Genomic DNA, 26025 nt, shown 5'->3' with positions numbered 1-26025 from the left:
CGCCTGTGGAGGTGAGATGGGCGCACGACGACGCGCCGTGTCCGGAAAATGATCCGGGGACGGCGTGATTCGGACGGCGCTAGACGAGTGCGGGTGGTCCGCGGGTGCCGAGCCGGGCGCCGACCAGCAGCCAGCGTTCGAATTCCGGGCGGTGGGCCGGGACGGTGGGCGAGCCGGGGACCTCGACCGGGACCGCGGTGAACGGTGCCGGGAGGACGCCCCGGACACGGGAAGCGGCGACGGCGAGGCCGCGTCCGCCGCCGCGGATCAGGACCGCCGCCACGGCGACGGCGACGGCGTGCGCGGTCAGCATCGTCGGGGTCGGTTGCGTCCCGTGGTGGGATGCGGCGCCGACCGTCAGCGCCGCGTGACCGGTCGCCTGACCCGCGATCAGCGCGGCGATCAGAAAGGGCAGTTCCCGGGTGGGCGGGCGTGCGGCGGACACCAGCGCGCCGACGGCGGTGCAGGCCAGAAGCAGTAACACCGCCGCACTGCAGGACGGGGCCGCGCCGCCGCCGCTCGCGTGGGCGGCAACGGCCACCGCGCCGGACAGGGAGCCGACGAAGCCACCGCGCATGCGCGCGATCGTCGTCCCCCGGGTGGTCATGCCGCGAAGACTACAAGCGCGCACCACCAGCGCGAACAGTTGGGCTCGCCGGGATCGATTCCCGGCGAGCCCGCTGGTCAGGGCACGATGACGGCGCGCCCGCGCAGGGTGCCCGCGGCGAGCCGGCGGTAGGCCTCCGGTCCGTCGTCGAGGCTGAACCGCTCGACGGCGATGTCGAAGATCCCCTGATGGGCCAGGTCGATAAGCTCGATCAGTTCGCTGCGCGAACCCCAGTACGGGGACGTCACCGCCGCCTCGTACGGGCTCTGGCCGAACCCGACCTTGGCGTGTGCGACGAAGTCGCCGATCCCGACGATCGTCACGTCCGAGCCGATACCGGCAACGCCCATGGCGATGTCGATGGTGGGCTGGAAGCCGACGAAGTCGAGGACCAGCGCGGCGCCCGCCGCGCCGGTGATCTTGCGGACGCTGTCGACCGCGGACTTGTCGGAGAGTACCGCCTCGTGCGCGCCGACCGACCGTGCGAACTCGAGCTTCTCCTCGGTCACGTCGAGCGCGACGACGCGTGCCGGTGACAGGTGACGCAGCAGTTCGATCGCCACGTGGCCGAGCCCGCCGGTGCCGATCACCACGGCCGTCGACCCGCCGCGCAGTTTGTGCAGTGATCGTTTGATGGCGTGGTACGGGGTCAGCCCGGCGTCCGTCAGCGGCACGGTGGTCACCGGGTCGAGGTCGCCGATCGGAACGAGGTGCCGCGGGGAGTCGACGATCATGTACTCGGCGAGGGCGCCCGGCGACCCGAGGCCCGGCGGCATGATGCCCAGGTCCGCGGCCCGCGAACAGTAGTTCTCCTCGCCGCGGGCGCAGTGCCAGCAGGTCCCGCATCCCCAGGGGCCGTACACCACCACGTTCGTCCCCACCTCGATTCCGGACGCGCCCTCGCCGAGTTCGACGACGGTGCCGGCACCTTCGTGGCCGAGCGTCAGTGGCAGCCCGTAGATGTACTGCTCCGCGGGCAGGTTCATGATGAAGTCGTCGGAGTGACACACCCCGGCGGCCGTCACCTTCAGCAGCACCTCGCCGGGGCCCGGCGAGGGCTTCTCGATCTCGGTGACCTCGGGCTCGGCGCCAATGGTGGTGTACTGGATTGCCTTCATGCGACGCACCTTTCCGCTGCGGACGCGCCGGGCCGTGTGTCGGCCGGATGAGCGAGGCCGCAAGTACGTCTGCAGACGCTAGCCCGGGGCGGCACCCGCGACAACGGGATCACTCACCAAGTGCAGCCGCACTTTCCGGTCAGCGACTGCATCTGGAAGCACTCACCACAGGTGATGACGAGTTCCCGGCGTCGGCTGCGGTCGCGTTTCTGTGCCTTCGCCCGCGCCGTCACCACGCTCGGCGCGAGCGTCGCGACGCCGCCGTCGGCCGGCAGGTCGAGCGCACCGAAGTAGCGGTAGCACCGCAGGCGTTCCTCGGCGGCGTGCAGCTCGAGGTCACCCGGGTCGACGTCGTACATCGCCCGGACGGCCTTGGCGTAGCCGTCGCCGACCGTGCCGTTGACGCTGACGCACAGCGACGACAGCAGGGGTTCGGCGTTCGCGCTGCACTGGGCGGCGACCCGGCTGAGGATCTTGCCGATCCAGTTCTGCAGCAGGTTGCGGGTGTACACCCCCGACCGCTCCTGGACCGCGTCCGCGAGTTGCTGGTAGGTGAGCGTGCGCTGGTACGTGCCTGCGACTTCGATCAGGACGTCGCGGGCCTGCGCTGACCAGATCTCCTGAGTGTCGGCCATCGGATACCTCCTGGGACTGTCATCCAATCCATTCCAGTCTGTAACCAATGTGTTATCCGTCACATCGTTTTGATCGTTGTGGGGTGAAGTTCCGGACGGTCGTCCAGAATGTTCTGTCGAGTCGCCGCGCCGTCCACATGCGGAGCCCTCGGGGCGGAGTGCGGCATCGCCGCGACGCGCCAACACCGGGATCGAGTCCACCGATGCTGATCGGCGCCCCGTCGCTTACGGTAGACAGGTGACCAATCCAGCTCTGGGCGCCGAAACCGTTTGGCCTGCGGTCCTGACGTGGCGGGCTCACAACGCACCTCGGATGGAATCGGTACGAGTGCAGCTGGTCGGCAAACGCATCAAGGCGGCGGGCCGGATCATCGGCGGTGAGTGCGCCGACCATCCGGCCTTCAGCGCGTCCTACGACCTCGTCACCGATGAGGCGGGGGTCACCCGGCGGCTCTCGCTGCGGACCAGTCTCGCGTCCGGCGAGCGGCACGTGTCCATCAGCCGCGACGCCGAGGGCTACTGGATGATCGAGGACGGTTCGAGCCACCACCGGTCCGCGTTCGGCGGCGCCCTCGACGTGGACGTGGTGCTGAGCCCGTTCTTCAACACGCTGCCGATCCGCAGGCTCGCCCTGCAGCACAACTCCGAGGACATCCAGGTTCCGGTCGTGTACGTGTACCTGCCGGACCTGCGGGTGCGGCCCGCGGACCTGACCTACAGCTCCGGCCCGGACGGCATCCACGTGCTCTCGCCGGTGTCCAGCTCGTCGGTCACCGTCGACGCGGACGGTTTCGTCGTCGACTATCCCGGCCTGGCCGAACGGATCTGACCCCGTGAGTCCTTTCGGTCCCCGTGCGGGCCGGAAGGACTCACAGTGCGCGGACGGCGCCCCCGCGGCGGCCGGCGTCCCGCAGTGCCTCCGCCCAACCCGGTGCCCCCACCGCGACATCGGTGATGTCCCAGCGGCCGAGGGTGTCGTGACGCTGCCGCGCCCGGTGCCCCGCCTCGACCAGGACCTCGGTGCTCCCCGTCGACGCCAGCGCCCGCCGGGCGTCGGTGAGCAGCGCCAGCGCCTCGTCCAACGCCACCGCCAACGCCTGCGCGTTCGCCTCGCACATGGCCCGGACCAGGGCGGGTGCGGTGCCCGCGACGCGGGTGCCGTCCCGGTACGAACCGGCCGCCAGGGCCAGCGCCAGGTCGCCGCCGGACGCCGCCGTCACCGCGAGCGCCTCGGCGAGCAGATGCGGCAGGTGGGATATCCGCGCGACCGCGGCGTCGTGCTCGGCCGCACCCGCGGGGACGACCACCGAGCCGCAGTCCAGGGCCAGTCGTGCGACGCCGGTCCACGCGCCGGGATCGGTGTCGTCCTCGGCGGCCACCACCCACACCGCCCCGCGGAACAGGTCGGTGTCGCCGGCCGACCAGCCGGATTCGGCGGTGCCGGCCATCGGGTGCCCGCCCGCGAAGTGTGCTGCCAGTCCGTGCCTGCGGACCGCCGCGAGCACCGACCCCTTGACGCTGACGACGTCGGTGAGGGTGCAGCCGGGGGCGTGCGCGGCGACCTCGGTGAGGACGGCGTCGAGCGCGGGCTCCGGGACCGCGACCACGACGATCGCGTCCTGTTCGGCGGCCCGGACCAGGGCGGCCCGCAGGTCGGTGCCTGCGTCGAAGCCGTCGGCGCGGGCACCGTCGACGGCGGCCGCGGACCGGTTCCACCCCCACGCGGTGCGGCCGGCGGCGACCGCGGCCCGCAACACCGATCCTCCGATCAATCCGAGCCCGAGCACACACACCGGAGGAGCCGTCGATTCCGCTGACACCCGGATAGGTTGACACATTTGTCCACTGGACTTCATGAAGGGGCCACCCGCGGACTACGGTTGCCGCATGGCTGCTCAGCGCGCGGGGAACAACGCCCCCTCGGATCAGTTCGAAGACCTCGAGGGCTTCGGTGTTGCAGTGGTGCTCGACGACGGCAAATGGAAGTGCACCGCGTTGACCGCGGCCGCACTGACCAGTCTCGAACAGGCGGAGAAGGAGCTGCTCGAGATGCGCGCATCCGGCGCGGTCTTCGGGCTGCTCGACGTCGACGAGGAGTTCTTCGTCATCCTGCGTCCCGCGCCGACGGGGACGCGACTGCTGCTGTCGGACGCGACGATGGCACTGGACTACGACATCGCCGCGGACGTCCTCGACGCGCTGAACATCGAGACGCCCGACATCGACGGCGACGACCTCGACGACATCGAACCGTGGGAGGAGGGCGACCTCGGCGTCCTCTCCGACCTCGGGCTGCCCGAACCGGTCCTCGGTGTCATCCTCGCGGAGACCGACCTGTATCCGGACGAGCAGTTGACGATGATCGCGCAGCGGCTGGGCTTCGGCGCGGAGCTGTCCGCGGTGCTCGACGCCACACCCCGGTAGTGGCCGTGCCCCTCGGGGCCCGCGACGAGGAGATGGTGCGGGCCGCGATCGCCGCCGCCGGCGAGGCCGATCCCGACGACGTCCCGGTCGGGGCGGTGGTGTTCGACGCCGAGGGCGTCGAGCTCGCGCGGGCGGCGAACGCGCGCGAGGCGTCGGGGGATCCGACCGCGCACGCCGAGATCCTGGCACTGCGCCGCGCCGCGCGGGTGCACGGCGACGGCTGGCGCCTCGAGGGCGCGACGCTCGCGGTCACCCTGGAGCCGTGCACGATGTGCGCGGGGGCACTGGTGCTCGCGCGGGTCGCGAAGGTGGTCTTCGGCGCCTGGGAACCGAAGACCGGTGCCGTCGGATCGCTGTGGGACGTCGTGCGTGACCGCAGGCTCACGCACCGCCCGCAGGTCCGCGGGGGTGTTCTCGAAGCCGACTGCGCCGCCCTGCTCGACGACTTCTTCCGCACCCACCGGCTGGGTGACCAGCGGATTTAGTTCTGTGCCGCCGAGTCGGGTAAAGTCACCAGCGGTGGCGTGTCCGAGCGGCCTAAGGAGCACGCCTCGAAAGCGTGTGACGGGTAACCCCCGTCCGAGGGTTCAAATCCCTCCGCCACCGCCAAGAGCCCCTCGCCTGCACTGCAGGTGAGGGGCTTTTTTGTTGCTCAACGGCGGTCTACTCGGTCCCGTTTGGGCACACTTTGGGCACAGGCGGTGGTGAGTACCGGGCATGGAGCGACTTCGCGACCGCGTCGAGATCGCTGTCGAACAGGTCTGCGTACGTGTCGAGGGTGACCTTCGCCGACGTGTGCCCGAGCATCCGCGCGAGCGCGAGGACGTTGACGCCGGCCGACACCGACAGGGAGGCTGTGGTGTGCCGCAGATCGTGCGGGGTGATCGCCTGCACCTTGGCGCGCTTCACCGCGCCGGCGAACCACCCGCCGTCCGACTTCGGTCGGGGGAGATACGAACCATCCGGGCCGGGGAACACGAGGTCGTCCGGGCCTTTGCCGCGGCACTGCACCGACAGCTCGTCGAGGATGAACTCGGGGACGGGGACCGACCGTGTGCGCCTGCTCTTGGTCCGGCCGACGGCGTGGTCGACGCCGAGCTGCACCGCGTTGTCGTGGACCGTGAGCCGGCGCCGCAGGAACTCGACGTCGCGCACCCTCAGCGCCACCAGCTCGCCCCATCGAAGCCCGGTGTAGGCCAGGGTGAGGACCAGCGGCCGATGCGCACCTGATTCGTCCGCCAGCCTGCCGACGTCCTCCGCCGACAGGTAGACGTGCCGCTTCGTCAGCTTCCGAGGCAGATTCTCGACACCGCGGGCGGGATTCGATGCGAGCCGCCGGGACTTCACCGCGTCGTCGAGGATGCCCGCGAGCACCCCGTAGGCCCGGATCACGACGGTCGCGCCGGCACCCTTCTTGATGACCTCGCCGTCCGCGTCGGTCTCGTCGCGCTGTATCTGCGCGATCCACTGCTCGACGCGCGCCAGCTCGACGTCTGCCACCCGCGCGCGGCCCCACCTCGGTTGCACGTGGACACGCCACGCAGTCTCGAGTGTCCGGTAGTTCGACGGCGCGACGTCCGATTCCTTGCGCGCCAGCCAGTCGGGGGCCAGTTCCTCGACCGTGATCCGGCCGAGTGCCGGTGCGACGTAGGACCCGGTGAGCTTCTCGACCTCGACCGTCGCGGCGAACGCTTCCGCGTCGCGTTTGGTCTTGAAGCCGCGCTTCTTCGTCGACGCACGGTCCGGTGTTCGGTAGCGGACCATGTACCGCTTGCCGGCCGCCGTCGAGTAGCTCTCAATCGTCGCCACGGTTCACCGCGCCTTCGCTCGCTCGTCCTGAGTGAGGTGTCCAGCCGCCACAGCCTTGCCGAGCCAACGTTTGACTGTCGCGGTCGTGACCCCGAACTCATCGGCGAGCAGTGTTGTTGGCCGGCCTTCCTGAAGCCTGATCCAGCGGTAGGCGTACGCCAGCTCGGGTAGATCGTCGTCAGCGAGTCCGTCGCTCTTGATCCTGTCGAAGAACTCGTCTCGCACGTGTGGGTCGACCAGTCCGTTCGGCGTGACCCGTCGGGCGCTGTCCGCTGCGATCCGAAGAGAGTTCTCCAGTGTGAATTTCGCCAGCTCGCCTCTCTGGATCGGCGGGCCGTCCTCGCCTTGCCGGACAGTGAGTTCCGCGACTACGTAGACGCCATTTCGGGGCCGAATCTTCACAGTCGCGGCATACGGGATATCGCCTTCTCCGGCCTCAGTTTCCACGATCACTTCATGGTGAACCAGCAGGCCGGGGGCCGCCTCGATGTCTGGGTTTCCGTGTTCGTCGCCGAGCCGCTGCACCGTTGCCATGCGCTCAGGGTGCCAGGCGGTGCGCGGGTTTTCCAGCACCGGTGCATGTGCCGGTATTGCAAGAAGGGCACAAGCTTGGTTATGGTCTGAGTGTGCCAGTGATTCAACAAGGGCACGAGTCCGCTACCTGAGGAGATCAGATGCCCGAGTCCCCGCTCGCGACACCCGACGAGGTGGCCGAGTTCCTCCGCACCAGCGTCGCCAAGCTCGCGAACGATCGTTACCGCGGTGTCGGTCCGAAGTTCGTCAAGCACGGCCGCCGCGTCCTCTACCGCTGGGCGGACGTTATGGCATGGGCCGACGCGAACACCTTGCAGCGCACCGACGACCGTCCGGCGGTCGTGTGATGTCCGAGCTGACTCCGGAGGAGCTGCGCCGCGGTGCGGCCGCCGCGCGGAGATTCGGCGATACACGGCTCGCGCTGGTGTACGAGGCAACAGCCGACCAGATCGAGGCCCGCCAGAACGAAAACGCCCCCGGAGCCGCTGCAACGACTTCCGAGGGCAATGAGAACCAGCCCAACCCCCAGGAAGGAACAGAGTCCGTGAACGACACCGTACACCCCACCGCTGACACCTCAACCGAATCGTGCGGATACACCCTCACCGAGGACGGCGAGACGGCGCTCGACGTGTTCCAGCGCCGCGTCGACGAGAGTCAGGCCGCCGCCACCGTCGACGCGGAGGATAAGTCCCTGTTCCCGAACCCGCGGCCCGCGTGGTCGCTGCCGGAATGGGACAGCCACTCCACCGCGCCGGCCCAGTCCACGATGCGGTCCGAGGAGATCGTGATCCCGCTGCGCCGACACTTCGGGCAGTTCACCGACAACACCGAGCGTCTCCGTCTGGCACACCTCGAGGTCGAGTTGCGCCAGTGGCTCGCCGAGGCCGCGCCGATCGTCCGGTTCTCGAAATACGCCGCACGCGAGGACAACAAGCTCGGCCTGATCAAGGGATCGACCGTCGAACTCGCCCTCGACGAGGCCGAGCAACTCGCCCGCGATCTTCTCCTGCTCGTCACCGTCGCCCGCACCGACAACCCCGGAGGTCACCGCGGCTGAATATCTCGACGCTCCAACGTAATTCCGAGAGGGCTGCACACTCTCGACCGGAAATGTGTGGACCGGGAGCCCGCCGAAGGCTCCCGGTCCCGGAAAGGCAGAACATGCCACACGCAGTCCCCATGGTAGACACGTTCTCCCGCAGTACAGGTTTCATCCGACCGAGCACCAACGCCGAAGCTGGACCGCTGCTTCTCGGTTCAGCGTTCGCCGCCGACCGCGACGTCCTGCGGCCGCTGGTCCCCCACATTCGCGCCGACGACTTCGACGACGTCGGATCCGCTCAGGTGTGGGAGGCGATGAACCCGCTCATCGTGTTCGGGCGCGAGTACAGCGCCGCCGCGGTGCAGGCCGAGCTGCTCCGCGCCGGCTGCATCGATGGACCCGCGAAGAAGGCGATTCTCGACGCGACGACCGCCGGATGCACGGGACTTGAGACCGAGTTGCGTTGCCACGCCGCGATCGTCGTCGGTCAGGCGTATCGGCGCCGATTCGAGACGTGGGGTAAGGCCCTCGTCGACGCGGCCGCGAACCTGCCCGAAGCGGATCTGATGCCACTGTCCGTCCGGGAGGGCTCGGCGGCGCGGGAGCACGAGGCCCGGCTGTCCGCGCTGCGGGGGGAGGTGCAGGCGTGAGCGCTGCCCTGACCGAGCCCTCGCCGGGCGCTGGGCTCCTCGACGACGTGACCGCGTTCCTCGGGTGGTACTCGGTGTACCCGGACAAGCATTGCGCGCCGACGTACGCGCTGTGGATCGCCCACACCCACGCATCGGATTCGTTCTACGTCACCCCGCGGATCATCTTCTCCTCGCCCGAGCCGGGGTCCGGCAAGACCCGCGACCTCGAGCTCGGGGCGCTGCTCGCCCACAACCCGAAGATGACCATCTCGGCGACGACGGCCGCGCTCTACCGGCGCATCTCGGCCGCAGCGGATGAGGACCAGCTACCGCCGACGATCTTCTTCGACGAGGTCGACGCGATCTTCGGCCGCACCACGGCACCGCAGACCGAGGACCTGCGGGCACTGCTGAACGCCGGCTACAAGCGCGGCGCGACCGTGGACCGCTGCGAAGGTGACAGCAAGAACATGAAGGTGCGCGAGTTCCCGGTGTTCGCGCCGGTCGCACTCGCCGGTCTCGCGGGAAACATGCCCGCGACGATCACCACCCGCTCGGTGACGATCCACAAGCGCAAGCGGGCACCGGGGGAGAAGGTGCACCCGTTCCGAGAACGGGACGCAGCCGCGCAGGCCGCCCCGATCCAGGCCGATCTCGCCGAGTGGGTGGGCAGCATCGCCGACGAGCTGGCCGAGGCTCGACCGGAGATGCCGCGCGGTGTCGAGGACCGGCCAGCCGAGGTGTGGGAGGCGCTGCTGGCGATCGCCGACGCCGCCGGCGGGCACTGGCCCGGGACCGCCCGCTCGGCGTGCCGTCACTTCGTCGTCGACGCCGAGCCGCCCGAGCTGTCGATCGGGGTGCAGTTGCTCGCCGACTGCCGGCGCGTGTTCGGTGGCCGCGATCGGGTCAAGACCGAGGAGTTGGTGCTGTCTCTGCGGGACCTCGAGGAGTCGCCGTGGAAGGACCTTCACGGCAAGCAGATAGACGCCCGAACGCTGGCCCGGTTGCTCAAGCCGTATGGCATCCGGTCGAAGACGCAGAAGATGCCCGACGGCACTCCGGCGAAGGGCTACGCGGCGACCGGGGCGACCGGATTCCACGATGCGTGGACGCGTTACCTACCCGCGGACCCATCGGTACCCGTAACCAGCGAAACCGCCGTAACTCCGCAGCTCAGAGCGGTTACGGATCAGAACGGGGTTACGGATGAAGCGTAACCACGAAATTGTCCGTAACCACCTGACCAGGCAAGTTGCCGAAGTTACCCCGGTTACGGCTACCACCCGACCGCGACCCCGAGAGGACCGCACCATGCCCGACAAAGGCGCCTATGTCACCGCCGACGACTTCCTCGACTCGCGCCGCGACTGGCTCGCGGTCGGCGTGGTGGAGGTCGAGAGTGGAGCGTTCGACGTCGTGCTCAAAGTCGACGGCACCTACTTCGACCGCGACTCAGCCGAGGAGGTCGCCGAGCTGTTCCGGCGCGATCTGCGACACCTTCTCGGAAACCTCGACCCGACCCGCCTTCTCGAGGCGAGGGACAGGCAGTGACGCGACGCAGCAGCGGAGGCCGGCACGAACCCGGCCCGGTCTCCCTGCTCGCCGCGATCCTCAACGACTGCCCGAACCTCGAGCACGCCGCGTGCCGCCGACAGCACCGACTGTTCGATGCGGCGCTGCACCCCGAACCCGAGGCAGACGCCACCGTCGCGCAGATCGCAGCCGAACGACTCTGCCGCGGCTGCCCACACACCACCCGCTGCCCCGACTCCCTCGCCGCCCGCCCACACCAGGAGACCGCATGATCGCCCCCGACCACCTCGGCAACCTCACCCTTCCGGAGCGCCGACAACTCGACCTCCTCACCCGAGAACGCCGCGGCTGCAACTTCGCCGACCTCACGCTCGAACAGGCCCGCGAACTTCACAACGAAATGCTCGACGAGGTCGCCACACTCAACGCGCGCATCCGAACCCTGACAGGCGAGGACGACTGATGCGACTGCAGCCGTCCAACCATCAGGCCCGCATCACCCGAGTCGACAACCCACGACGCCCGATCCGACTCGAAGTCGCCGGCCTCACCTTCACCCTGAGCAACGCCGCAGCCCGACAACTCGCCGACGCTCTCATCGATGCCACCGAGGAGAACCTGTGACCCCCAACAAGAGCGCAGCAGCACGAGGACTCGGCTACGCCCACCGTCAACAACGCGAACGACTCCTGCGCGCGTTGGTCGACGGCACGCCGTGCTGGTGGTGCTCGCAGCCACTTCGCCGCCAACCCGACATGAACCCGGACGGCCAGCCACTCGAGGCGGACCACACCCTCGCCCGCTCACGCGGTGGCACCCGCGCAGATCGCCTGCTGCACAGCGTGTGCAACCGCGAGCGCGGCGACGGCTCCCGCGACCACCTACGGCCTGCGGTAACCGGCGTTCGACCCCCACCGTCCGCCAAGGACGACGAGTCCGCACGACTCCTCGGCCACCGCGCGATGCCCTGGCCCGACCTCACCCCCTGACCCCCAGAAAAATCGAGGCACCCCCCACCGAGACTCCTCCGCGGTAGTCCACATCTTTTTTTGTACGGCCCCCGAAATCTGGGGCGAAAACGCCCCTCGACCCGCACGTACGCGCCGACCGCGTACCCCGCTCGGAAGGACCTCCCACCATGCCCGACCATCCCGATCCCGACCCGGACCGAACCGGATACGTTCCCATCGCCGACGAACGCCGCGCCGCCGAGTGGGTGCAGCACTTGATTCACGGCCGCCTCGACGACGCCTCCCGCGTGGCGCGGACCGGACCGATTCACCCGCTGTCGGTGTTCCGTGCCTGCGAGGCCGCGGCGCCTGCACTCTGGCTTGATCCCGAGACGTGCGGCGCGCAGCTCGACACGCACATGTGGGCGCTGTTCGAGCACGAGCACGGCCTCGACGACCTCGGCGAGGACGGTAGCGGTGACTGATCCGGACGGTGATGTCGCCGCGGTGGCGGGTGTGGTGCTATCCCGCGCGGCTGCGGCCGAGGTGGTCGCCGCCCTCGACGTCCTCAACCAGCTCGCTGGCCGCAGCGGATCCCAACTCGCGCCGCGGATCGCGCAAATCCGCCGAGACCTCGCCACTCACGCCAACATTCGCGCCGACGCGAGCACCGAAGTACATGCGCCCGGTGACCTGTTGGGTGTGAAACAGGACGCGGTGGTCGACACAGTCACCGCGGCCGGGACGCTCGGGATCACCGCCGACGGCGTGCGCTACCTATGCCGAACCGGACGACTCCAAGCGACCTGGCGCCACCGGCGCTGGTGGATCCCCACCACCGCACTCGACGACTACCGGGCCTGCCGGCCCGACAGGAGCTGATCATGCCAACCCCCCTCGTCCCCAGCATCAGCAGCAACCAACTGACCGTGTCCGCGCTTCTCAAGTCGCCGGCCGCGCTGAATGCCGTTCTCGCGCAACTCACCGCTGACCGACTGGTGATGCCTGCCTTCTTCGGCACCTCGGTCTCCACCATCCAGGGTGGAGGGCTCGTCTACTCGGTACTGCTGAACGGGTCGAACTTCACCATCAGCGACGTCGCGGAGCGTAGCCCTGGCGCCGAGTACGTCGTCACCGACGGGGAGACCACGTTCGACCTCGCCACCCCGCAGGACTGGGGCTCGAAGGTGCAGATCCTCGACGAGGAACGTGACCGCAGCCACACCATCACCCTCGGCAACAAGCTGATCCAGCAGGCAAACACCCTCACCAAGAAGATCGACCAGATCGCCATCGCAGCGATCGACGCCGCGCTGACAAGGCACTCGATCGCCGGGGTGCCCGGCAACTACTGGGACGGCCTCGTCACCGCCGGCCCCGAAGCGGAGCTGACGCCGTCCACGAAGCGCCCGACCGCCGACTTCGCCCGCGCGAACCTCCTCGCCCGCGTCGACGACCTCGGTATCGGCACCCTCAACGTCCTCGTCTGCCACCCGCAGCAGGAAGCCGCGTTGAAGATCGGCTACGGCGAAGGACTCGCCGCGGCCCTCGCCAGCGCAGGGATCACCAGCGTCCGCACATCGACGCTCGTCACCAACGGCACCGCCTACCTCGTCGAGGAAGGCAAGGCCGGCCAGGTGGCATTCGAGCGGCCCCTGATGACCGAGACCATCGACGACCGTCACCACCGGTCGACGTGGATCCAGTCCTACGCGGTGCCGGCCTTCGCGGTCACCACACCCGGCGCGGTCCGCAAGATCACCGGCCTCAACGTCGATCCGGAGGCATGATGCGGAGGCAGATCATTGGAGTGATCCGGGGACGCAAGGCTGACTCCTTCCGCGCAGTCGCCGCAGTCAAGTGCGAAGCCGACGAGATTGAGCGCATGGTCGCCGAGTCCCTCGACCTCGCCGACCGGCGCAGGCGGATCGACAACGAGGCACACCGGCTCGCCGATGAATCGCAGGCCGAGAGCCGGAACGCTGTCACCGACATCAACGCTGTCACCGACATCTACGAGCAGCTGTTCGGCCGGCCCCCGAGGAACCTCGCCCAGTAGGGCGACCAGGCGTCAACCTCACCCCGACCGCGACCTTGCAGGGGCGGTGCAGGGGACTGGATGGCCGGCGAGCAGGGAAACCTTTCTGGCCCCGCACAGACCCGACCAGCGCCACCCACACGAAGCGCCCCGGCCTCACCACGAGACCGGGGTGCTTCCGCGTTCACCGACCCCCAGAAAATCGAGGGGAGGGGCACCGAGACTCCTCCGCGGTAGTCCACAAATCTCTCTCCCCTGGGGAAATGCTCAGGGGGTGAGTCGCTACATCGTGAGTCGCGATTCCGCACGATCGAGTGATCGCATGAGCAGGCTCGCGAGAGCGAGAGCCTCCAGCGCTTCCTGCTCGTCGAACGTGATCTCGCCTCCGTGCCCCTGCGGGTTCCGCAGCCCGAGCGTCGCACCCATGAACAGGAACTTGTAGCCCTCGATCTGATCCTGCCGCTGTCGATCGCCCGCGTCGCTCGTGGTGATGTCCAGCGTCGGACCCTTCTCGCTGAAGACCGAGGACATCAGGGGCTTTCCAGAGGCGCTTTCACCGGTCAAGGTCTGGACCCGATGCTCGACCGCCTTGAAGGCGTCGAAGACAGCGTTGCCGTACTGCCGCTGGGCGAACTTCGATCCGCTGGCCGCTGAGACTGCTGGGTGGAGGCCAGGCAGGTCGATCCGCTTCGGGGGGTTCAACGGTGGCAGATCACCCTCGACGTACTCGGCCTTCGTGTGGTCGAGGTTCGGTCCGCCCTGGAACGGGCTTTGGAGTACATGAACCTCCGTGATTCTCATCGACTTCACTCGTCCGCTTGGGAGCTTGTAGCTGACGATGTCGCCGACAAGCACATCCGCGTCGACGCTGAACGTCAGGCCGTCCTTGCTGAGGTCGATTCCGTCAATGGGCTGTTCGGTTACCTGGCCGTCGACCACTCGCTTCAACGTCATCCGCGTCGAGCGCATGTTCATGGCGGGAATGACCATTCGGTTGCTGCCCTTCTGTTGGAGTAGATCGCCAGCAGCGTAGAGCGAGAAACTTCCTGGTACGGACGCAGACGCGCCGGGTGCATGCTGTGGGCACATTTTGGGCACACCTGGTCTCAATTCGGGGTTATTGGGCGTGACGTGCAGGCATGTGATTCTGCAGGTCAAGCCCATATTGACCGCCTGACCAGGAGGGACGGAAGGGTTCAAATCCCTCCGCCACCGCCACGAAGCTCCCCACCTGTACGCAGGTGGGGAGTTTTCTCGTTCGCGGGCGCATCCTCGCCCGGGTCTGGTAGCCGTGGTGGCCGTGACCAAGGCTTTCATCGCGATATCGCTCACGGGGCTGGCGGCCCTGGCCCTGTCCAGGCCCGGCGCGGATTTCTACCACCCCCACGGTCTTGAAAGCTCAACTAGCCTGGTTCGCATGACCAAACGCTGGTGGATCGTCGGTGGAATCGTCGTGGTTGCGGTGCTGGCCCTGGTGGCCGGGCCGTGGGTGTACGGAAACTGGATTGCCGAGGACGACGCCCCGGCCGCGACCGTGTCCACGGAGGGCGCGCAGGCCGCCGAGGGCGACATCGACGGGCAGTGGACCGTCGTGCCCGGCTCCGACCCGAACACGACGGCGGCCGGCTACACCGTGCACGAGATCCTGAACGGGGCCAGCGTCACCGTCGTCGGCTCGACCTCCGAGGTCAGCGGCTCGGCGACCATCGAGGACGACAAGCTCACCGCCGGTGAGGTCACCGTGCAGGTCGGCAAGATCGCGACCGACAGCGGCCGCCGCGACGCCCAGTTCGCCCTCAACGTGATGAACACCGGGCAGTTCCCGACCGCGACCTTCAAACTCGACGGCCCCGTCGACCTGTCGTCGGTCCCCGCCGACGGCACCACCGGCACCGTCGCCGCGACGGGCACGCTGACCCTCAAGGGCGCGGAGCGTCCCGTCACCGTCGACATCGAGGTGCTGCGGTCCGGCACCGACCTGATCGCGTCGGGTTCCATCCCGGTGACGTTCACCGACTACGGCGTCACGCCGCCGTCGCTCGGGTTCGTCACCGTCGACCCGACCGGCACCGTCGACTTCCTGGTCAGCCTCCAGAAGAGTTAGGGCATCTCTCTCGAATCCGTTGTCGGCGCCCCTGGCGCTCAACCGCCGGCCGGCTGCGTCGTCGTCGGCCGCCGGACCGCGGTGTCGGCTCCGCCTTCCCGGACGACGATTGATTCGCCAGGTGCATCCGAGAGGAATCGGGAGAAACACCCTGGGCGCCCCGCCGGCGCGGTGTCGGCGGCGGGGGCCCACCCGGGCGGACCGAAGACATAGCCGAACCGTTCACGCCACGTGCGCGCCGCGCGCACGTCCCGGCCGATCGCCGCGTACTCGCGGCCCTGCAGGGCGAGGATGTTGTAGGTGCCGACCGGCTTGATGAGCCCGTAGGTGGGATGGTGCGTCTCCTCGCGATACGTGCCGAACATCCGGTCCCAGACGATGAGGATCCCGGCGTAGTTCCTGTCGAGGTACTCCGGGTCGCAGCCGTGGTGCACCCGGTGGTGCGACGGTGTGTTGAACACGAACTCGACCGGTCGGGGCAGGCGGTCGACGTGCTCGGTGTGTACGAAGAACTGGTAGACGAGGTTCACGGAGAACCCGACGAACACCATCCACGGCGGAATGCCGATGAGCGGCAACGGGATCCACATGACGATCTCGCCGCTGTTGTTCCACTTCTGGCGCAGCGCGGTCGCGAAGTTGAAGTACTCGCTCGAATGGTGGGCCTGGTGGGTTGCCCAGACGACCCGCACCCGGTGGGCGATCCGGTGATACCAGTAGAAGAGGAAGTCGACCCCGACGATCAGGATCACCCACGTGTACCAGGCGTCCACCGGCAGGTGCCACGGCGCGAGGTAGGCGTAGATCGCGGCGTACCCGACCAGCGCGAGCGCCTTCCACGCCGCGCTCGTCGCGACCGAGACCAACCCCATCGAGATGCTCGCCCGCGCGTCGCGTCGTTCGTAGCCGCCCGACGGCGGGTGGGTGCGGCCCGCGTCGTCGGCCTCGGGGTCCGCGAGGTACCGCGCCGCCGTCCACTCCAGCACGAGGAACAGCAGGAAGAACGGGATCGCGAGCGCGACCGGGTCGCGTAGCGGCTGCGGCAGCGCGTTCCACAGTTCGGGCACCGAGAGCATGCAAGCAGTGTGGACCCCGCCCCACCCGCGATCCAGACCCGGACCCGACCGGACGCAGCAACCCGGCGCCCGGTTCCCCTGGGGACAAGCCCTGTGCATGACCGCTGACCAGCGGTGCGACGTCGTTAGGGTGCGGACAGGGGCGGCGAAGGGGGAGCGGATGCCGGGGGAGATGAGTGTCGACGTGGACGCGCTGGTCGCGTTGTCGGCCGAGTTGGGCGTGGCCGCCGAACGGGTCGGCCGATCCGGCCCGGAGACCGCGGTGACGGACGCGCTCGCCGCGATGCCCGGGTCGGACACGGCTGCGGTCCTCGCGCCGCTGCCGGACGCCGTGGCACGGGCCGTCGCGGAGACGGCCGGGCGCATCCGGTCGATGGCCGGGGCGACCGCGCGGTCGGCGGTCGCGTACGCGGACACCGACGCGGCGGTGGCGCGAAAACTGTCCCGCCAGCTCGACCGGCTCGGCGGTGATCGGTGACGAGGCCGACCCTGACCCGGCTGCTGGAGTGGAATCCGACGGCCCTGGCCGGCGGCGCCGACGCCCTCGACGTGGCAGCCGCCGAACACCTCGACGCCGTCACCGCGGCCCACGAGCGGACCCGGCGGGCCACCGGCTCGTGGACGGGGGCGGCGGCCGACCGTGCGCTCGCCGCAGCGGAGGCCGAACTGCGTTCGGCGACGGCCTGGTCCGGGGGGCTCGCGGAGCTCGCGCGGGAGCTGCGGTCGGGTGCGGAGTCGATCGGCTCGGCCCGCACGGTGGCGCTCGCGGTGTTCCGGGACACCACCGACGGTCTCGGTCTCGTCGTGACCGATGCCGGACGCGTCGCCCCGCCGCCGGTGCCGTGGATCGGCGGACCCCTCCCGGCCGCGCTGCTTCGCGCGGCGCTCGCGGAGCAGGCGCGGGTGTGCGAGGCCCGGCTGACCGCGGCGCTCGACGCGGTCGACGCGGCCGACCGGGCCACGGCAGCGGCCGTCGGCCTCGCCGCAGGGGCGCTGACCGCGTCACCGCACGATCTGACGCCGCCGGAGCCGGGTGCGACGCCCGCGGACAACGCCCACTACTGGGCGGCACTGTCCGAGGACCAGCGGCACCGGGTGCTCGCCGAGCACCCCGGGTGGATCGGCAACCTCGACGGCATTCCCGCGGCCGTCCGCGACGCGGCGAACCGGGCGCAGCTGGCCGCCGACGTCCGGAGTCTCGAACTGCTCATCGACCGCGCCGCCCAGGACCCGTGGGTGTTCGACTGGGGCCGTCCCGAGGTGCGTCCCGACCTCCTCGCGCTTCGTGCTCGTCTCGCCGGTGTGGACGCGGTGGCCCGCGCGATCGGCGACCCGGACGGGCGGCTGCTCGTGTACCGGGGCGGGGAACGGGTGCGGGCAGCGGTCGCGGTCGGGGACGTCGACACGGCCGATCACGTCGCGGTGTTCACCCCGGGAGTGAACTCGACGGCCCTCGACCTGCCGCGGTACGTCGACGACGCCCGAGGCCTGCGCCGCGAGGTCGGGGACCAGCTCGCCGACGCCGGGCGCGGCGACGAATCGGTCGCCGTCGTGGCCTGGCTGGACTACGTTCCCCCGCAGCTGGATCCGGCGAGACCGATCGACTCGCTGCGCAACGCCCTCGTCGACCTCGGCGGCGCGGTGGCGGCGAGCGACGGCGCGGCGGCCCTGGCCGCGTTCTACCGCGGTGTCGCCGCCCGGCCCGACGGGGTACACCTGACCGCGCTGGGTCACTCCTACGGATCCACCACGGCGGGCCTGGCGCTGCAGCGCGGCGACACCGGTGTCGACGACGCCGTGTTCTTCGGGTCGCCGGGCCTCGGCACCGACCACGTCGACGATCTCGGGCTCGGCCCCGGTCACGTCTACGTGGCCGAGGCGTCCGGCGACGCGGTCGCGGACCTCGCCGCGTACGGCCGGGACCCGAACCGGCTGCGCGGCGTCACGAATCTGTCCACCGCCACCGCCGGTGGGCTCGAGGGCTCGACGGGACACAGCGAGTACCTGGCCGCGGGGACGCTCAGCCGCCACAACATCGCCGCCGTGGTCGGGGGCGTGCCGGAGCGGATCGTGGCGGGCACCGACGCCGGCCTCGGCGACCGGATACCCGGCGCGCCGCTCGGAGACCTCCGGCAGCGGCTGTCGGGTGGTCGGTGGTGACCCGGGAAGCGCTGGCGCACAGACTGATCCGAATGCAGCGGGAACTCGACGGGGTGTGCGGGGTCGCGGAGGTCGGCGGTGTCCGGATCGGTGTCGCGGCCGACGGCCGGCTCGTCGTCGTGGAGATCGCCGAGCGGGCCCTCGGACTCGGGTCGGCCCGACTCGCGGCCCTGGTGGCCGAGGCGCACCGCGGGGCCCGCGAGCGCGCCCGCGCCGAGTCCGAGGGCGTCCTCGCCGAGCTGCTCGACGACCCGATGGTCGCGCGGGCATTCGACCTGGCCGGTGCGCTCGACCCGGCCGGGGAGGCCACCGGCCCGGTCGCCGCGGGGCAACCCCCGTCGTTCCTGCAGGATCCGCTGGCGCCTACCGCACAGGCCGCGCCGCGGCCTCGGTGGTGAGGAGGCCGCGGCGGGCGAGGATCGGACGGACGCCCTCCCCGAACCACAGCGCCTCCTCGAGGTGCGGGTAACCGGACAGCACGAACTCGTCGATGCCGAGCGCGTGGTACTCCGCGATCCGGTCGGCGACCTCGGTGTGGCTGCCGACCAGCGCCGTCCCCGCGCCGCCGCGCACCAGACCGACGCCCGCCCACAGGTTCGGGGCGATCTCGAGGTTCGCGGTGCTGCCGCCGTGCAGCGCGGTCATCCGGCGCTGGCCCTCGGACTCCGCGTTCGCGAACCGCGCCGCGGCGTCGGCGATCGCGTCGGGATCGAGGCCGGCGAGCATCCGGTCGGTCACGGCCCACGCCTCGGCGGACGTGTCACGGGTGATCACGTGCAGCCGGATTTCGAATCGTATTGTGCGACCGGCACGTTCGGCGTGCTCGCGGACCGTGGCGATCTTCGCGGCGACGGCGGCCGGCGGCTCCCCCCAGGTGAGGTACACATCGGCGTGTTCGCCCGCCACCGGCAGCGCCGCCGCGGAGGAACCGCCGAAGTACAAGGGCGGCACCGGGTTCGGCGGCGCGGACGTCGTCGCGCCGGCCAGCCGGTAGTGCTCGCCGTCGAAGTCGAACGGGGCGTCACCCCACGCTCCGCGCAGGGCCTGCATGAATTCCGCGGTGCGCCCGTACCGCTGGCCCTTGGTCAGCCAGTCGCCGAACTGCTGCTGCTCGACCGAATCGCCGCCGGTCACGACGTTGAGCAGCAACCGGCCCCCCGACAACCGCTGGAAGCTCGACGCCATCTGCGCGGCGAGGGTCGGGGAGATCGCGCCCGGTCGGAACGCGACGAGGAACTTCAGTCGCGTGGTCAGCGGGATCAGGGCGGCGGTCGTCAGCCAGGCGTCCTCGCAGTGCGTCCCGGTCGGGGTGAGCACGCCGGTGAAGCCGGCGGACTCCGCGGCGCGGGCGACCTGCGTGAGGTAGTCGAGGGAACCAGTGCAGATCGACGCTCATGGGTGTCCTTCGGGGAAGGGCCGCGGGACCGGGCGTCCGGTCGGGCGGAAGGGTGATCGGGTCGGTGGCAGGCGCTACCGACAGAGATCGGCCGCGACACGCAGGAGGTCGACGTGGCGTCGGACCGTGAGCGCGAAGGTGTCGGACATGTGTTCAGGTTCGCAGTGCGTGCCTGCGCTGTCAAACCCCTGCTTGCCCCATTTCATACTGAAGTGGTAGGAATTTATCCCGGGCCGGAAGACGTCGGGCACCGGGGAGGAGTTGGCGGTGCACATCACTGCGAAGGTCGACTACGCAGTCCGAACACTCGTCGAGATCGCCGCCGCGAGCGCCACCCCGGTCAAGGCCGAACACCTGGCCACGGCCCAGACGATCCCGCACAAGTTCCTCGAAGCGGTCCTCGGCGACCTGCGCCGCGCCGGGATGGTCAACAGCCGCCGCGGACCGGAGGGCGGCTACTGGCTGGCCCGCCCCGCCACCGACATCGCGGTCGCCGACGTGATCCGTGCGGTGGAGGGGCCGCTCGCCTCCGTCCGCGGCGAACGGCCGGAGGAAGTCGAGTACGGTGGCGCGGCCGCACCGCTGCGCGACGTGTGGATCGCCGTCCGCGTGAACCTGCGCGCCGTGCTCGAGTCCGTCAGCGTCGCCGACATCGCGTCCGGGGCCCTGCCGGGCTTCGTCGAGGAACTCACCGCCGACCCCCAGGCCTGGCGTCGCCGCTGACCTACCTGATTGCTCGCTGATTGCGCGCCCGACGGGCGTCAAACGGCCAGGTTGGTAGCCTCATTCAATATGTTGTACTCACTGCTGCGGACATACCTGCGGCCGTACCGGGCTGATCTTGCTGGTGTGATCGCGCTGCAGTTCATCTCCACGATGGCGTCGCTGTACCTGCCGAGCCTCAACGCCACGATCATCGACGACGGCGTCACCCGGGGCGACACCGGGGTCGTGCTCTCCACCGGCGGCGTCATGCTGCTGATCACCTGCCTGCAGATCGCGTGCAGCATCGGTGCCGTGTACTTCGGTGCCCGGGCCGCGATGGGACTCGGACGCGACCTGCGGGCCGGCGTGATGTACAAGGTCGGAGAGTTCTCGGCGCGCGAGGTCGGTTTCTTCGGTGCGCCGTCGCTGATCACCCGCAACACGAACGACGTCACGCAGGTCCAGATGGTCGTGGTGATCAGCTGCACGATTCTGGTGGCCGCACCGATCATGTGCATCGGCGGCATCGTGATGTCGATCCGGGAGTCGCAGGGCCTGGCCTGGGTGCTCGCCGTCGCGGTGCCCGTGCTCGCGCTGACGATGTTCCTGGTGATCCGGAAGATGATTCCCCACTTCCGGTCGATGCAGGTGCGGATCGACGCGATCAACCGGGTGCTGCGCGAACAGATCACCGGTATCCGCGTGGTCCGCGCCTTCGTGCGAGAGCGTCACGAGATCGAGCGGTTCGGCGAGGCCAACGACAGCCTGGTCGACGTCGCGCTCAAGGTCGGCAAGCTGATGGCCTTCATGGGTCCCGCGGTGATGCTGATCGCGAACGTCACCAGCATCTCGGTGCTGTGGTTCGGCGCGCACCTGATCAACGACGGGCAGATGGAGATCGGTGCGCTGACCGCCGTCCTGTCGTACATCATGCTGATCCTGATGTCGGTGATGATGGTCACCGTCATGACGGTGCTGCTGCCCCGCGCCTCGGTCTGTGCCGAACGCATCACCGAAGTCCTCGACACCGAACCGTCCGTGCAGGCCCCGGAATGGCAGCTCGAGTCGTGGCGTGAGCGCGGCATCGTCGAGATGCGCGACGCGACCTTCTCCTACCCCGGCGCCGACGCCCCGGTCCTGTACGACCTCAACTTCCTCGCCGAACCGGGCATGACGACGGCGATCATCGGCGGCACCGGCTCCGGGAAGACGACCCTGCTGAACCTGATCCCGAGGTTGATCGACGTCACCGCAGGCCAGGTCCGGGTCGGCGCCGCGGACGTCCGTTCCGTCGACCCGGAACGACTGCGGGCCTCGATCGGCCTGGTGCCGCAGAAGCCGTACCTGTTCTCCGGCACCATCGCCACCAACCTGCGGTACGGCCGGCCCGAAGCCACCGACGCGCAGCTGTGGCGATCCCTCGAGGTCGCGCAGGCCGCGGACTTCGTGCGCGCCGCACCGCAGGGCCTCGACACCCCCGTCGCGCAGGGCGGCACCAACCTGTCCGGCGGTCAGCGGCAGCGCATCGCGATCGCGCGAGCGCTGGTGCGGGCCCCCGAGATCTACCTCTTCGACGACTCGTTCTCCGCGCTCGACCTGCGGACCGACGCCCGACTGCGGGAGGCGCTGCGCCCCGTCACCCGCGACGCCTGCGTGATCGTCGTCGCGCAGCGCGTGTCGACGATCATCGACGCCGACCAGATCATCGTGCTCGACGACGGCCGGATCGTCGGGACGGGAACGCACGAGCAACTGCTCGAGACCTGCCCCACCTACGCGGAGATCGTCGCCTCCCAGTTCACCGCGCAGGAGGCGTCGTGAGTGCCATGATCGCAGGCGGCGCCGCGGCGTCGAAGAAACCGATGCACTTCGGGCCGTCCATGCGACGGCTGCTGCGGCGGCTCGCGCCGCACAAGGTCGCGCTGGTCGTGGTGCTCCTGCTGGCGACGATCAGCGTCGTGTTCACCGTCGTCGGCCCGAAGGTCATGGGTCACGCCACGAACATCATCTTCGACGGTGTCATCGGCAAGCAGCTGCCCGCGGGCATGACGAAGGACGAGGCCGTCGCCGCCCTGCGCACGCAGGGCCAGGACACGTTCGCGGACATGGTGTCCGGCATGGACGTGACCCCGGGCGCCGGCGTCGACTTCACCGCTCTCGGTCAGGTGCTGGCGCTCGTCCTCGGCCTGTACCTGCTGGCGGCGCTGTTCGCGTGGCTGCAGGCGTTCCTGCTCAACCGGATCGTCCAGGGCACGATCAAGCAGCTGCGCGCCGACGTCGAGGCCAAGATCCACCGGCTGCCGCTCAGGTACTTCGACACCAACCCGCGCGGCGACGTGCTCTCCCGCGTCACCAACGACATCGACAACGTCGCACAGACGGTGAACCAGACGATCAGCCAGCTGCTGACGGCCCTGCTGACCGTGATCGGCATCCTCGGCATGATGGTGTGGATCTCGTGGCTGCTGGCGCTGATCACCGTGCTGGTCGTGCCCGCCTCCATCGCGGTGACGACGGTGATCGCGAAGCGGTCGCAGAAGCACTTCATCGCGCAGTGGCAGACCATCGGCCTGTTGAACGCGCAGATCGAGGAGGCCTACACCGGGCACGAGCTGGTCAAGGTCTTCGGCCGCCAGCGCGAGGTCCGCGCGGCGTTCGACGAGAAGAACAACAACCTGTACGAATCGGGTTTCAAGGCGCAGCTGATCTCCGGTCTGGTCCAGCCCGCGGTGATGTTCCTCGGGAACCTGAACTTCGTCGCCATCGCCGTGATCGGCGGCATGCGGGTGGCGTCGGGGTCGATGTCCCTCGGTGACGTGCAGGCGTTCATCCAGTACTCGCGGCAGTTCACCCAACCGCTCACGCAGGTCAGCTCGATGATGAACCTGATGCAGTCGGGTGTCGCGTCCGCGGAGCGGGTCTTCGCCCTCCTCGACGAGGACGAGCAGAGCGCCGACCCGGAGCCGGCCGCCGGCCCGCCGTCCAAGCGGGGGCTGGTCGAGTTCCAGGACGTGTCGTTCCGGTACAAGGACGACGAACCGCTGATCGAGGACCTGAACCTGCTCGCCCGGCCCGGGCAGATGGTCGCGATCGTCGGGCCCACCGGAGCCGGCAAGACGACGCTGGTGAACCTGGTCATGCGGTTCTACGAGATCAACTCGGGCCGGATCCTGCTCGACGGCGTCGACATCGCCACGATGACCCGCGACGACCTGCGGTCGCGGATCGGGATGGTGCTGCAGGACACCTGGCTGTTCGGCGGCACGATCCGCGACAACATCGCCTACGGGCTGGCCGGGGCAACCGAGGAACAGATCCTCGGGGCGGCGCGGATGAGCCACGTCGACCGGTTCGTGCGGACCCTGCCCGACGGCTACGACACCGTCATCGACGAGGAGGGCAACAACGTCAGCGCCGGTGAGAAGCAGCTCATCACCATCGCGCGGGCGTTCATCGCGCAGCCGTCGATCCTGATCCTCGACGAGGCGACCAGCTCGGTCGACACCCGTACCGAACTGCTCGTCCAGCACGCGACCGCGGCGCTCCGTAGCGACCGCACCAGCTTCGTCATCGCGCACCGGCTCTCGACCATCCGCGACGCGGACCTGATCGTGGTGATGCAGGACGGACGCATCGTCGAACAGGGCACGCACGAGGAGCTGCTCGAACACGGCGAGGCGTACGCGGACCTGTACCACAGCCAGTTCGCCGGACCGGCGCAGGTGCAGGCGTGAACGGGAGCGACGGGACCGCCGTGCCTGCCCCGAACGACCCCTTCTTCACGGTCCGCACCAGAATCCCCGGACAGTTGGGGCGCACCGGCACCATCCACACCCCGCACGGTGACATCGCCACCCCCGCGTTCATCGCGGTCGGCACCAACGCCACCGTCAAGGCGGTGCTCCCGGAGACGATCCGCGAGGCGGGTGCGCAGGCGGTGCTCGCCAACGCCTACCACCTGTACCTGCAGCCGGGTCCGGACATCGTCGACGAGGCGGGTGGCCTGGGCCGGTTCATGAACTGGTCCGGCCCGACGTTCACCGACAGCGGTGGTTTCCAGGTGATGTCCCTGGGAGTCGGGTTCAAGAAGGTCCTCGCGATGGAGGCCGTCGGCGTCCAGTCCGACGACGTCATCGCCGCGGGCAAGGAACGGCTCGCGCACGTCGACGACGACGGGGTGACCTTCAAGTCGCACCGCGACGGGTCGCGGCACCGGTTCACGCCGGAGATCTCCATGGCCATCCAGCACCGGCTCGGCGCGGACATCATCTTCGCGTTCGACGAGCTGACGACGCTGTTCAACACCCGCGCCTACCAGGAGGAGTCGGTGCAGCGGACGCAGGCGTGGGCGGTGCGGTGCATCGCCGAGCACGAGCGTCTGACCGCGGAGCGGCGGCACCGGCCCTACCAGGCGCTGTTCGGTGTGGTGCAGGGCGCGCAGTACGAGGACCTGCGCAGGCAGGCGTGCCGCGGGCTGGAGTCGATCGTCGGGGAGACCGGACGCGGGTTCGACGGGTACGGCATCGGTGGCGCGCTGGAGAAGCAGAATCTCGGGACCATCGTCCGCTGGTGCAACGAGGAGTTGCCCGAGCACAAGCCGCGGCACCTGCTCGGCATCAGCGAACCGGACGACCTGTTCACCGCGGTCGAGAACGGCGCCGACACGTTCGACTGCGTCAACCCGTCCCGGGTCGCCCGCAACGCCGCGATGTACACCGAGAACGGCCGGTTCAACGTCAACACCAGCCGCTTCAAACGGGACTTCAACCCGATCGACGAGAACTGCGACTGCTACACCTGCCGCAACTACTCGCGGGCGTACCTGCACCACCTGTTCAAGGCGAAGGAGATGCTCGCGTCCACGCTGGCGACCATCCACAACGAGCGGTTCACCATCCGCCTCGTCGACCGGATCCGCGACAGTATCGACGGCGGCTACTTCGACGAGCTGCGGGCGCAGACCCTGAGCAGCTTCTACGCCACCGCCCGCGCCTGATCGTCACTCTCTTTCGGGCTGAAGGCCCCCTTCGTGCGGGTGAACCGCATGAAGGGGGCCTTCAGCCCGCGGGGAGGTGCCGGGGCCGATGGGGCGATGCCGTCGACCGTCGCGCGCTGCCGTCCCACCCTTTCCGGCTGAAGGTGCCCTTCGTGCGATCTGACCGCACGTGAACTGGTCCCCGGAAGTTGGACTGGGTAATCGGAAGCCTAGGCGGCGAGGGCTTGGGCCCGGTATGTGACCGGGCTCAAGCCGTCGAGCTT

General features: G+C 69.4%; 33 protein-coding genes and 1 tRNA gene. 25 read left to right on the top strand and 9 right to left on the bottom strand.

Features of this window, described 5'->3' with window-relative positions; genetic code table 11:
- Nucleotides 1-79: 79 nt before the first annotated feature.
- The 3 genes from ACFYVR_RS13575 to ACFYVR_RS13565 all read right to left on the bottom strand — a co-directional run bounded on the left by ACFYVR_RS13575 (nt 80) and on the right by ACFYVR_RS13565 (nt 2360).
- The gene (locus ACFYVR_RS13575; protein WP_387473781.1) at nt 80-607 is read right to left on the bottom strand and encodes a hypothetical protein; all 528 of its coding nucleotides are present in this window, start codon (nt 605-607) and stop codon (nt 80-82) included.
- Nucleotides 608-684: 77 nt separating this feature from the next.
- A complete protein-coding gene (locus tag ACFYVR_RS13570; RefSeq protein WP_387473778.1) occupies nt 685-1725 on the bottom strand; it encodes an NAD(P)-dependent alcohol dehydrogenase in 1041 nt (346 codons plus the stop codon).
- A gap of 113 nt (nt 1726-1838) precedes the next feature.
- A complete protein-coding gene (locus tag ACFYVR_RS13565; protein ID WP_387473776.1) occupies nt 1839-2360 on the bottom strand; it encodes a hypothetical protein in 522 nt (173 codons plus the stop codon).
- 238 nt (nt 2361-2598) lie between these two features.
- Here ACFYVR_RS13565 and ACFYVR_RS13560 point away from each other — a divergent pair, with 238 nt between their 5' ends.
- Nucleotides 2599-3189 (top strand): putative glycolipid-binding domain-containing protein, encoded by a 591-nt coding sequence (locus ACFYVR_RS13560; protein ID WP_387473773.1) that lies wholly within the window; start codon nt 2599-2601, stop codon nt 3187-3189.
- A gap of 40 nt (nt 3190-3229) precedes the next feature.
- Here the strand turns inward: ACFYVR_RS13560 and ACFYVR_RS13555 are convergent, their stop codons facing one another.
- On the bottom strand, nt 3230-4198 hold the full coding sequence (locus ACFYVR_RS13555) for a prephenate dehydrogenase (RefSeq protein WP_387473771.1): 969 nt from the start codon (nt 4196-4198) through the stop codon (nt 3230-3232).
- A gap of 49 nt (nt 4199-4247) precedes the next feature.
- Here ACFYVR_RS13555 and ACFYVR_RS13550 point away from each other — a divergent pair, with 49 nt between their 5' ends.
- The 3 genes from ACFYVR_RS13550 to ACFYVR_RS13540 all read left to right on the top strand — a co-directional run bounded on the left by ACFYVR_RS13550 (nt 4248) and on the right by ACFYVR_RS13540 (nt 5393).
- Nucleotides 4248-4784: a tRNA adenosine deaminase-associated protein gene (locus ACFYVR_RS13550; RefSeq protein WP_387473768.1), complete on the top strand. Its 537-nt coding sequence runs from the start codon at nt 4248-4250 to the stop codon at nt 4782-4784.
- A gap of 32 nt (nt 4785-4816) precedes the next feature.
- Entirely contained in the window at nt 4817-5269 is a 453-nt protein-coding gene (locus ACFYVR_RS13545) for a nucleoside deaminase (RefSeq protein ID WP_387474217.1), read from the top strand.
- A 33-nt stretch (nt 5270-5302) separates the two neighbouring features.
- Nucleotides 5303-5393, top strand: a tRNA-Ser gene (locus ACFYVR_RS13540).
- A 54-nt stretch (nt 5394-5447) separates the two neighbouring features.
- Here the strand turns inward: ACFYVR_RS13540 and ACFYVR_RS13535 are convergent.
- Both ACFYVR_RS13535 and ACFYVR_RS13530 read right to left on the bottom strand, forming a co-directional pair.
- The gene (locus ACFYVR_RS13535; protein WP_387473766.1) at nt 5448-6593 is read right to left on the bottom strand and encodes a tyrosine-type recombinase/integrase; all 1146 of its coding nucleotides are present in this window, start codon (nt 6591-6593) and stop codon (nt 5448-5450) included.
- Between the two features lie 3 nt (nt 6594-6596).
- Complete coding sequence (locus tag ACFYVR_RS13530) at nt 6597-7127, bottom strand: hypothetical protein (protein ID WP_387473763.1); 531 nt, start codon at nt 7125-7127, stop codon at nt 6597-6599.
- Nucleotides 7128-7267: 140 nt separating this feature from the next.
- Here ACFYVR_RS13530 and ACFYVR_RS13525 point away from each other — a divergent pair, with 140 nt between their 5' ends.
- From ACFYVR_RS13525 to ACFYVR_RS13465, 13 genes are all read left to right on the top strand, one after another.
- Entirely contained in the window at nt 7268-7474 is a 207-nt protein-coding gene (locus ACFYVR_RS13525) for a helix-turn-helix transcriptional regulator (protein ID WP_387473761.1), read from the top strand.
- A gap of 197 nt (nt 7475-7671) precedes the next feature.
- On the top strand, nt 7672-8187 hold the full coding sequence (locus ACFYVR_RS13520; RefSeq protein ID WP_387473759.1) for a hypothetical protein: 516 nt from the start codon (nt 7672-7674) through the stop codon (nt 8185-8187).
- 122 nt (nt 8188-8309) lie between these two features.
- Complete coding sequence (locus tag ACFYVR_RS13515; RefSeq protein WP_387473756.1) at nt 8310-8822, top strand: hypothetical protein; 513 nt, start codon at nt 8310-8312, stop codon at nt 8820-8822.
- A complete protein-coding gene (locus ACFYVR_RS13510; protein ID WP_387473753.1) occupies nt 8819-10021 on the top strand; it encodes a DUF3631 domain-containing protein in 1203 nt (400 codons plus the stop codon). Before ACFYVR_RS13515 ends, ACFYVR_RS13510 begins: the two co-directional genes overlap by 4 nt.
- A gap of 94 nt (nt 10022-10115) precedes the next feature.
- The gene (locus ACFYVR_RS13505; RefSeq protein WP_387473750.1) at nt 10116-10355 is read left to right on the top strand and encodes a hypothetical protein; all 240 of its coding nucleotides are present in this window, start codon (nt 10116-10118) and stop codon (nt 10353-10355) included.
- Complete coding sequence (locus ACFYVR_RS13500; protein WP_387473747.1) at nt 10352-10609, top strand: hypothetical protein; 258 nt, start codon at nt 10352-10354, stop codon at nt 10607-10609. Before ACFYVR_RS13505 ends, ACFYVR_RS13500 begins: the two co-directional genes overlap by 4 nt.
- A complete protein-coding gene (locus ACFYVR_RS13495; RefSeq protein WP_387473745.1) occupies nt 10606-10800 on the top strand; it encodes a hypothetical protein in 195 nt (64 codons plus the stop codon). The genes ACFYVR_RS13500 and ACFYVR_RS13495 overlap by 4 nt, the downstream gene beginning before the upstream one ends.
- Nucleotides 10800-10961, top strand: coding sequence for a hypothetical protein (locus tag ACFYVR_RS13490; protein WP_387473742.1), 162 nt, complete (start codon nt 10800-10802; stop codon nt 10959-10961). The genes ACFYVR_RS13495 and ACFYVR_RS13490 overlap by 1 nt, the downstream gene beginning before the upstream one ends.
- Nucleotides 10958-11326: a hypothetical protein gene (locus ACFYVR_RS13485; protein WP_387473739.1), complete on the top strand. Its 369-nt coding sequence runs from the start codon at nt 10958-10960 to the stop codon at nt 11324-11326. The genes ACFYVR_RS13490 and ACFYVR_RS13485 overlap by 4 nt, the downstream gene beginning before the upstream one ends.
- A gap of 149 nt (nt 11327-11475) precedes the next feature.
- A complete protein-coding gene (locus ACFYVR_RS13480) occupies nt 11476-11772 on the top strand; it encodes a hypothetical protein (protein WP_387473736.1) in 297 nt (98 codons plus the stop codon).
- On the top strand, nt 11765-12169 hold the full coding sequence (locus ACFYVR_RS13475) for a hypothetical protein (protein ID WP_387473733.1): 405 nt from the start codon (nt 11765-11767) through the stop codon (nt 12167-12169). Before ACFYVR_RS13480 ends, ACFYVR_RS13475 begins: the two co-directional genes overlap by 8 nt.
- Before the next feature lie 2 nt (nt 12170-12171).
- Nucleotides 12172-13077, top strand: coding sequence for a major capsid protein (locus tag ACFYVR_RS13470; RefSeq protein ID WP_387473731.1), 906 nt, complete (start codon nt 12172-12174; stop codon nt 13075-13077).
- Nucleotides 13078-13172: 95 nt separating this feature from the next.
- Entirely contained in the window at nt 13173-13346 is a 174-nt protein-coding gene (locus ACFYVR_RS13465) for a hypothetical protein (RefSeq protein ID WP_387473728.1), read from the top strand.
- 261 nt (nt 13347-13607) lie between these two features.
- On the opposite strand, the gene ACFYVR_RS13460 is transcribed toward ACFYVR_RS13465, so the two are convergent.
- On the bottom strand, nt 13608-14315 hold the full coding sequence (locus ACFYVR_RS13460) for a TIGR02391 family protein (RefSeq protein ID WP_387473727.1): 708 nt from the start codon (nt 14313-14315) through the stop codon (nt 13608-13610).
- 427 nt (nt 14316-14742) lie between these two features.
- Between ACFYVR_RS13460 and ACFYVR_RS13455 the strand changes: the two genes are divergently transcribed.
- Nucleotides 14743-15429 carry a YceI family protein gene (locus ACFYVR_RS13455; RefSeq protein WP_387473724.1) on the top strand — a complete coding sequence of 229 codons (687 nt, stop codon included), beginning with the start codon at nt 14743-14745 and terminating at the stop codon, nt 15427-15429.
- 38 nt (nt 15430-15467) lie between these two features.
- Here the strand turns inward: ACFYVR_RS13455 and ACFYVR_RS13450 are convergent, their stop codons facing one another.
- On the bottom strand, nt 15468-16505 hold the full coding sequence (locus ACFYVR_RS13450) for a sterol desaturase family protein (protein WP_387473722.1): 1038 nt from the start codon (nt 16503-16505) through the stop codon (nt 15468-15470).
- Between the two features lie 172 nt (nt 16506-16677).
- Here ACFYVR_RS13450 and ACFYVR_RS13445 point away from each other — a divergent pair, with 172 nt between their 5' ends.
- The 3 genes from ACFYVR_RS13445 to ACFYVR_RS13435 are packed head-to-tail and all read left to right on the top strand — an operon-like array spanning nt 16678 to nt 19063.
- Complete coding sequence (locus ACFYVR_RS13445) at nt 16678-16983, top strand: hypothetical protein (protein ID WP_387473720.1); 306 nt, start codon at nt 16678-16680, stop codon at nt 16981-16983.
- On the top strand, nt 16980-18665 hold the full coding sequence (locus tag ACFYVR_RS13440; RefSeq protein ID WP_387473717.1) for an alpha/beta hydrolase: 1686 nt from the start codon (nt 16980-16982) through the stop codon (nt 18663-18665). The genes ACFYVR_RS13445 and ACFYVR_RS13440 overlap by 4 nt, the downstream gene beginning before the upstream one ends.
- Before the next feature lie 32 nt (nt 18666-18697).
- Nucleotides 18698-19063, top strand: a complete 366-nt coding sequence (locus ACFYVR_RS13435) for a hypothetical protein (RefSeq protein WP_387473715.1) — start codon at nt 18698-18700, stop codon at nt 19061-19063.
- Here the strand turns inward: ACFYVR_RS13435 and ACFYVR_RS13430 are convergent.
- Nucleotides 19029-20051 carry an LLM class flavin-dependent oxidoreductase gene (locus ACFYVR_RS13430; protein ID WP_387474215.1) on the bottom strand — a complete coding sequence of 341 codons (1023 nt, stop codon included), beginning with the start codon at nt 20049-20051 and terminating at the stop codon, nt 19029-19031. The genes ACFYVR_RS13435 and ACFYVR_RS13430 overlap by 35 nt on opposite strands.
- A 277-nt stretch (nt 20052-20328) precedes the next feature.
- Between ACFYVR_RS13430 and ACFYVR_RS13425 the strand changes: the two genes are divergently transcribed.
- The 4 genes from ACFYVR_RS13425 (at nt 20329) to tgt (ending at nt 25762) form a co-directional block, all read left to right on the top strand.
- Nucleotides 20329-20784, top strand: a complete 456-nt coding sequence (locus ACFYVR_RS13425) for an RrF2 family transcriptional regulator (protein ID WP_387473713.1) — start codon at nt 20329-20331, stop codon at nt 20782-20784.
- A 69-nt stretch (nt 20785-20853) separates the two neighbouring features.
- Nucleotides 20854-22587: an ABC transporter ATP-binding protein gene (locus tag ACFYVR_RS13420; protein WP_387473711.1), complete on the top strand. Its 1734-nt coding sequence runs from the start codon at nt 20854-20856 to the stop codon at nt 22585-22587.
- Between the two features lie 5 nt (nt 22588-22592).
- Complete coding sequence (locus tag ACFYVR_RS13415) at nt 22593-24500, top strand: ABC transporter ATP-binding protein (RefSeq protein WP_387474213.1); 1908 nt, start codon at nt 22593-22595, stop codon at nt 24498-24500.
- The gene (tgt, locus tag ACFYVR_RS13410; protein ID WP_387473709.1) at nt 24497-25762 is read left to right on the top strand and encodes a tRNA guanosine(34) transglycosylase Tgt; all 1266 of its coding nucleotides are present in this window, start codon (nt 24497-24499) and stop codon (nt 25760-25762) included. Before ACFYVR_RS13415 ends, tgt begins: the two co-directional genes overlap by 4 nt.
- Nucleotides 25763-26025 lie beyond the last annotated feature (263 nt).

The sequence above is a fragment of the Rhodococcus sp. NPDC003318 genome (assembly GCF_042879035.1).
GTDB lineage: Bacteria > Actinomycetota > Actinomycetes > Mycobacteriales > Mycobacteriaceae > Rhodococcus_G.
Note: the sequence above shows the minus strand (reverse complement) of the source record. Positions and strands in the feature narration are given on the sequence as shown.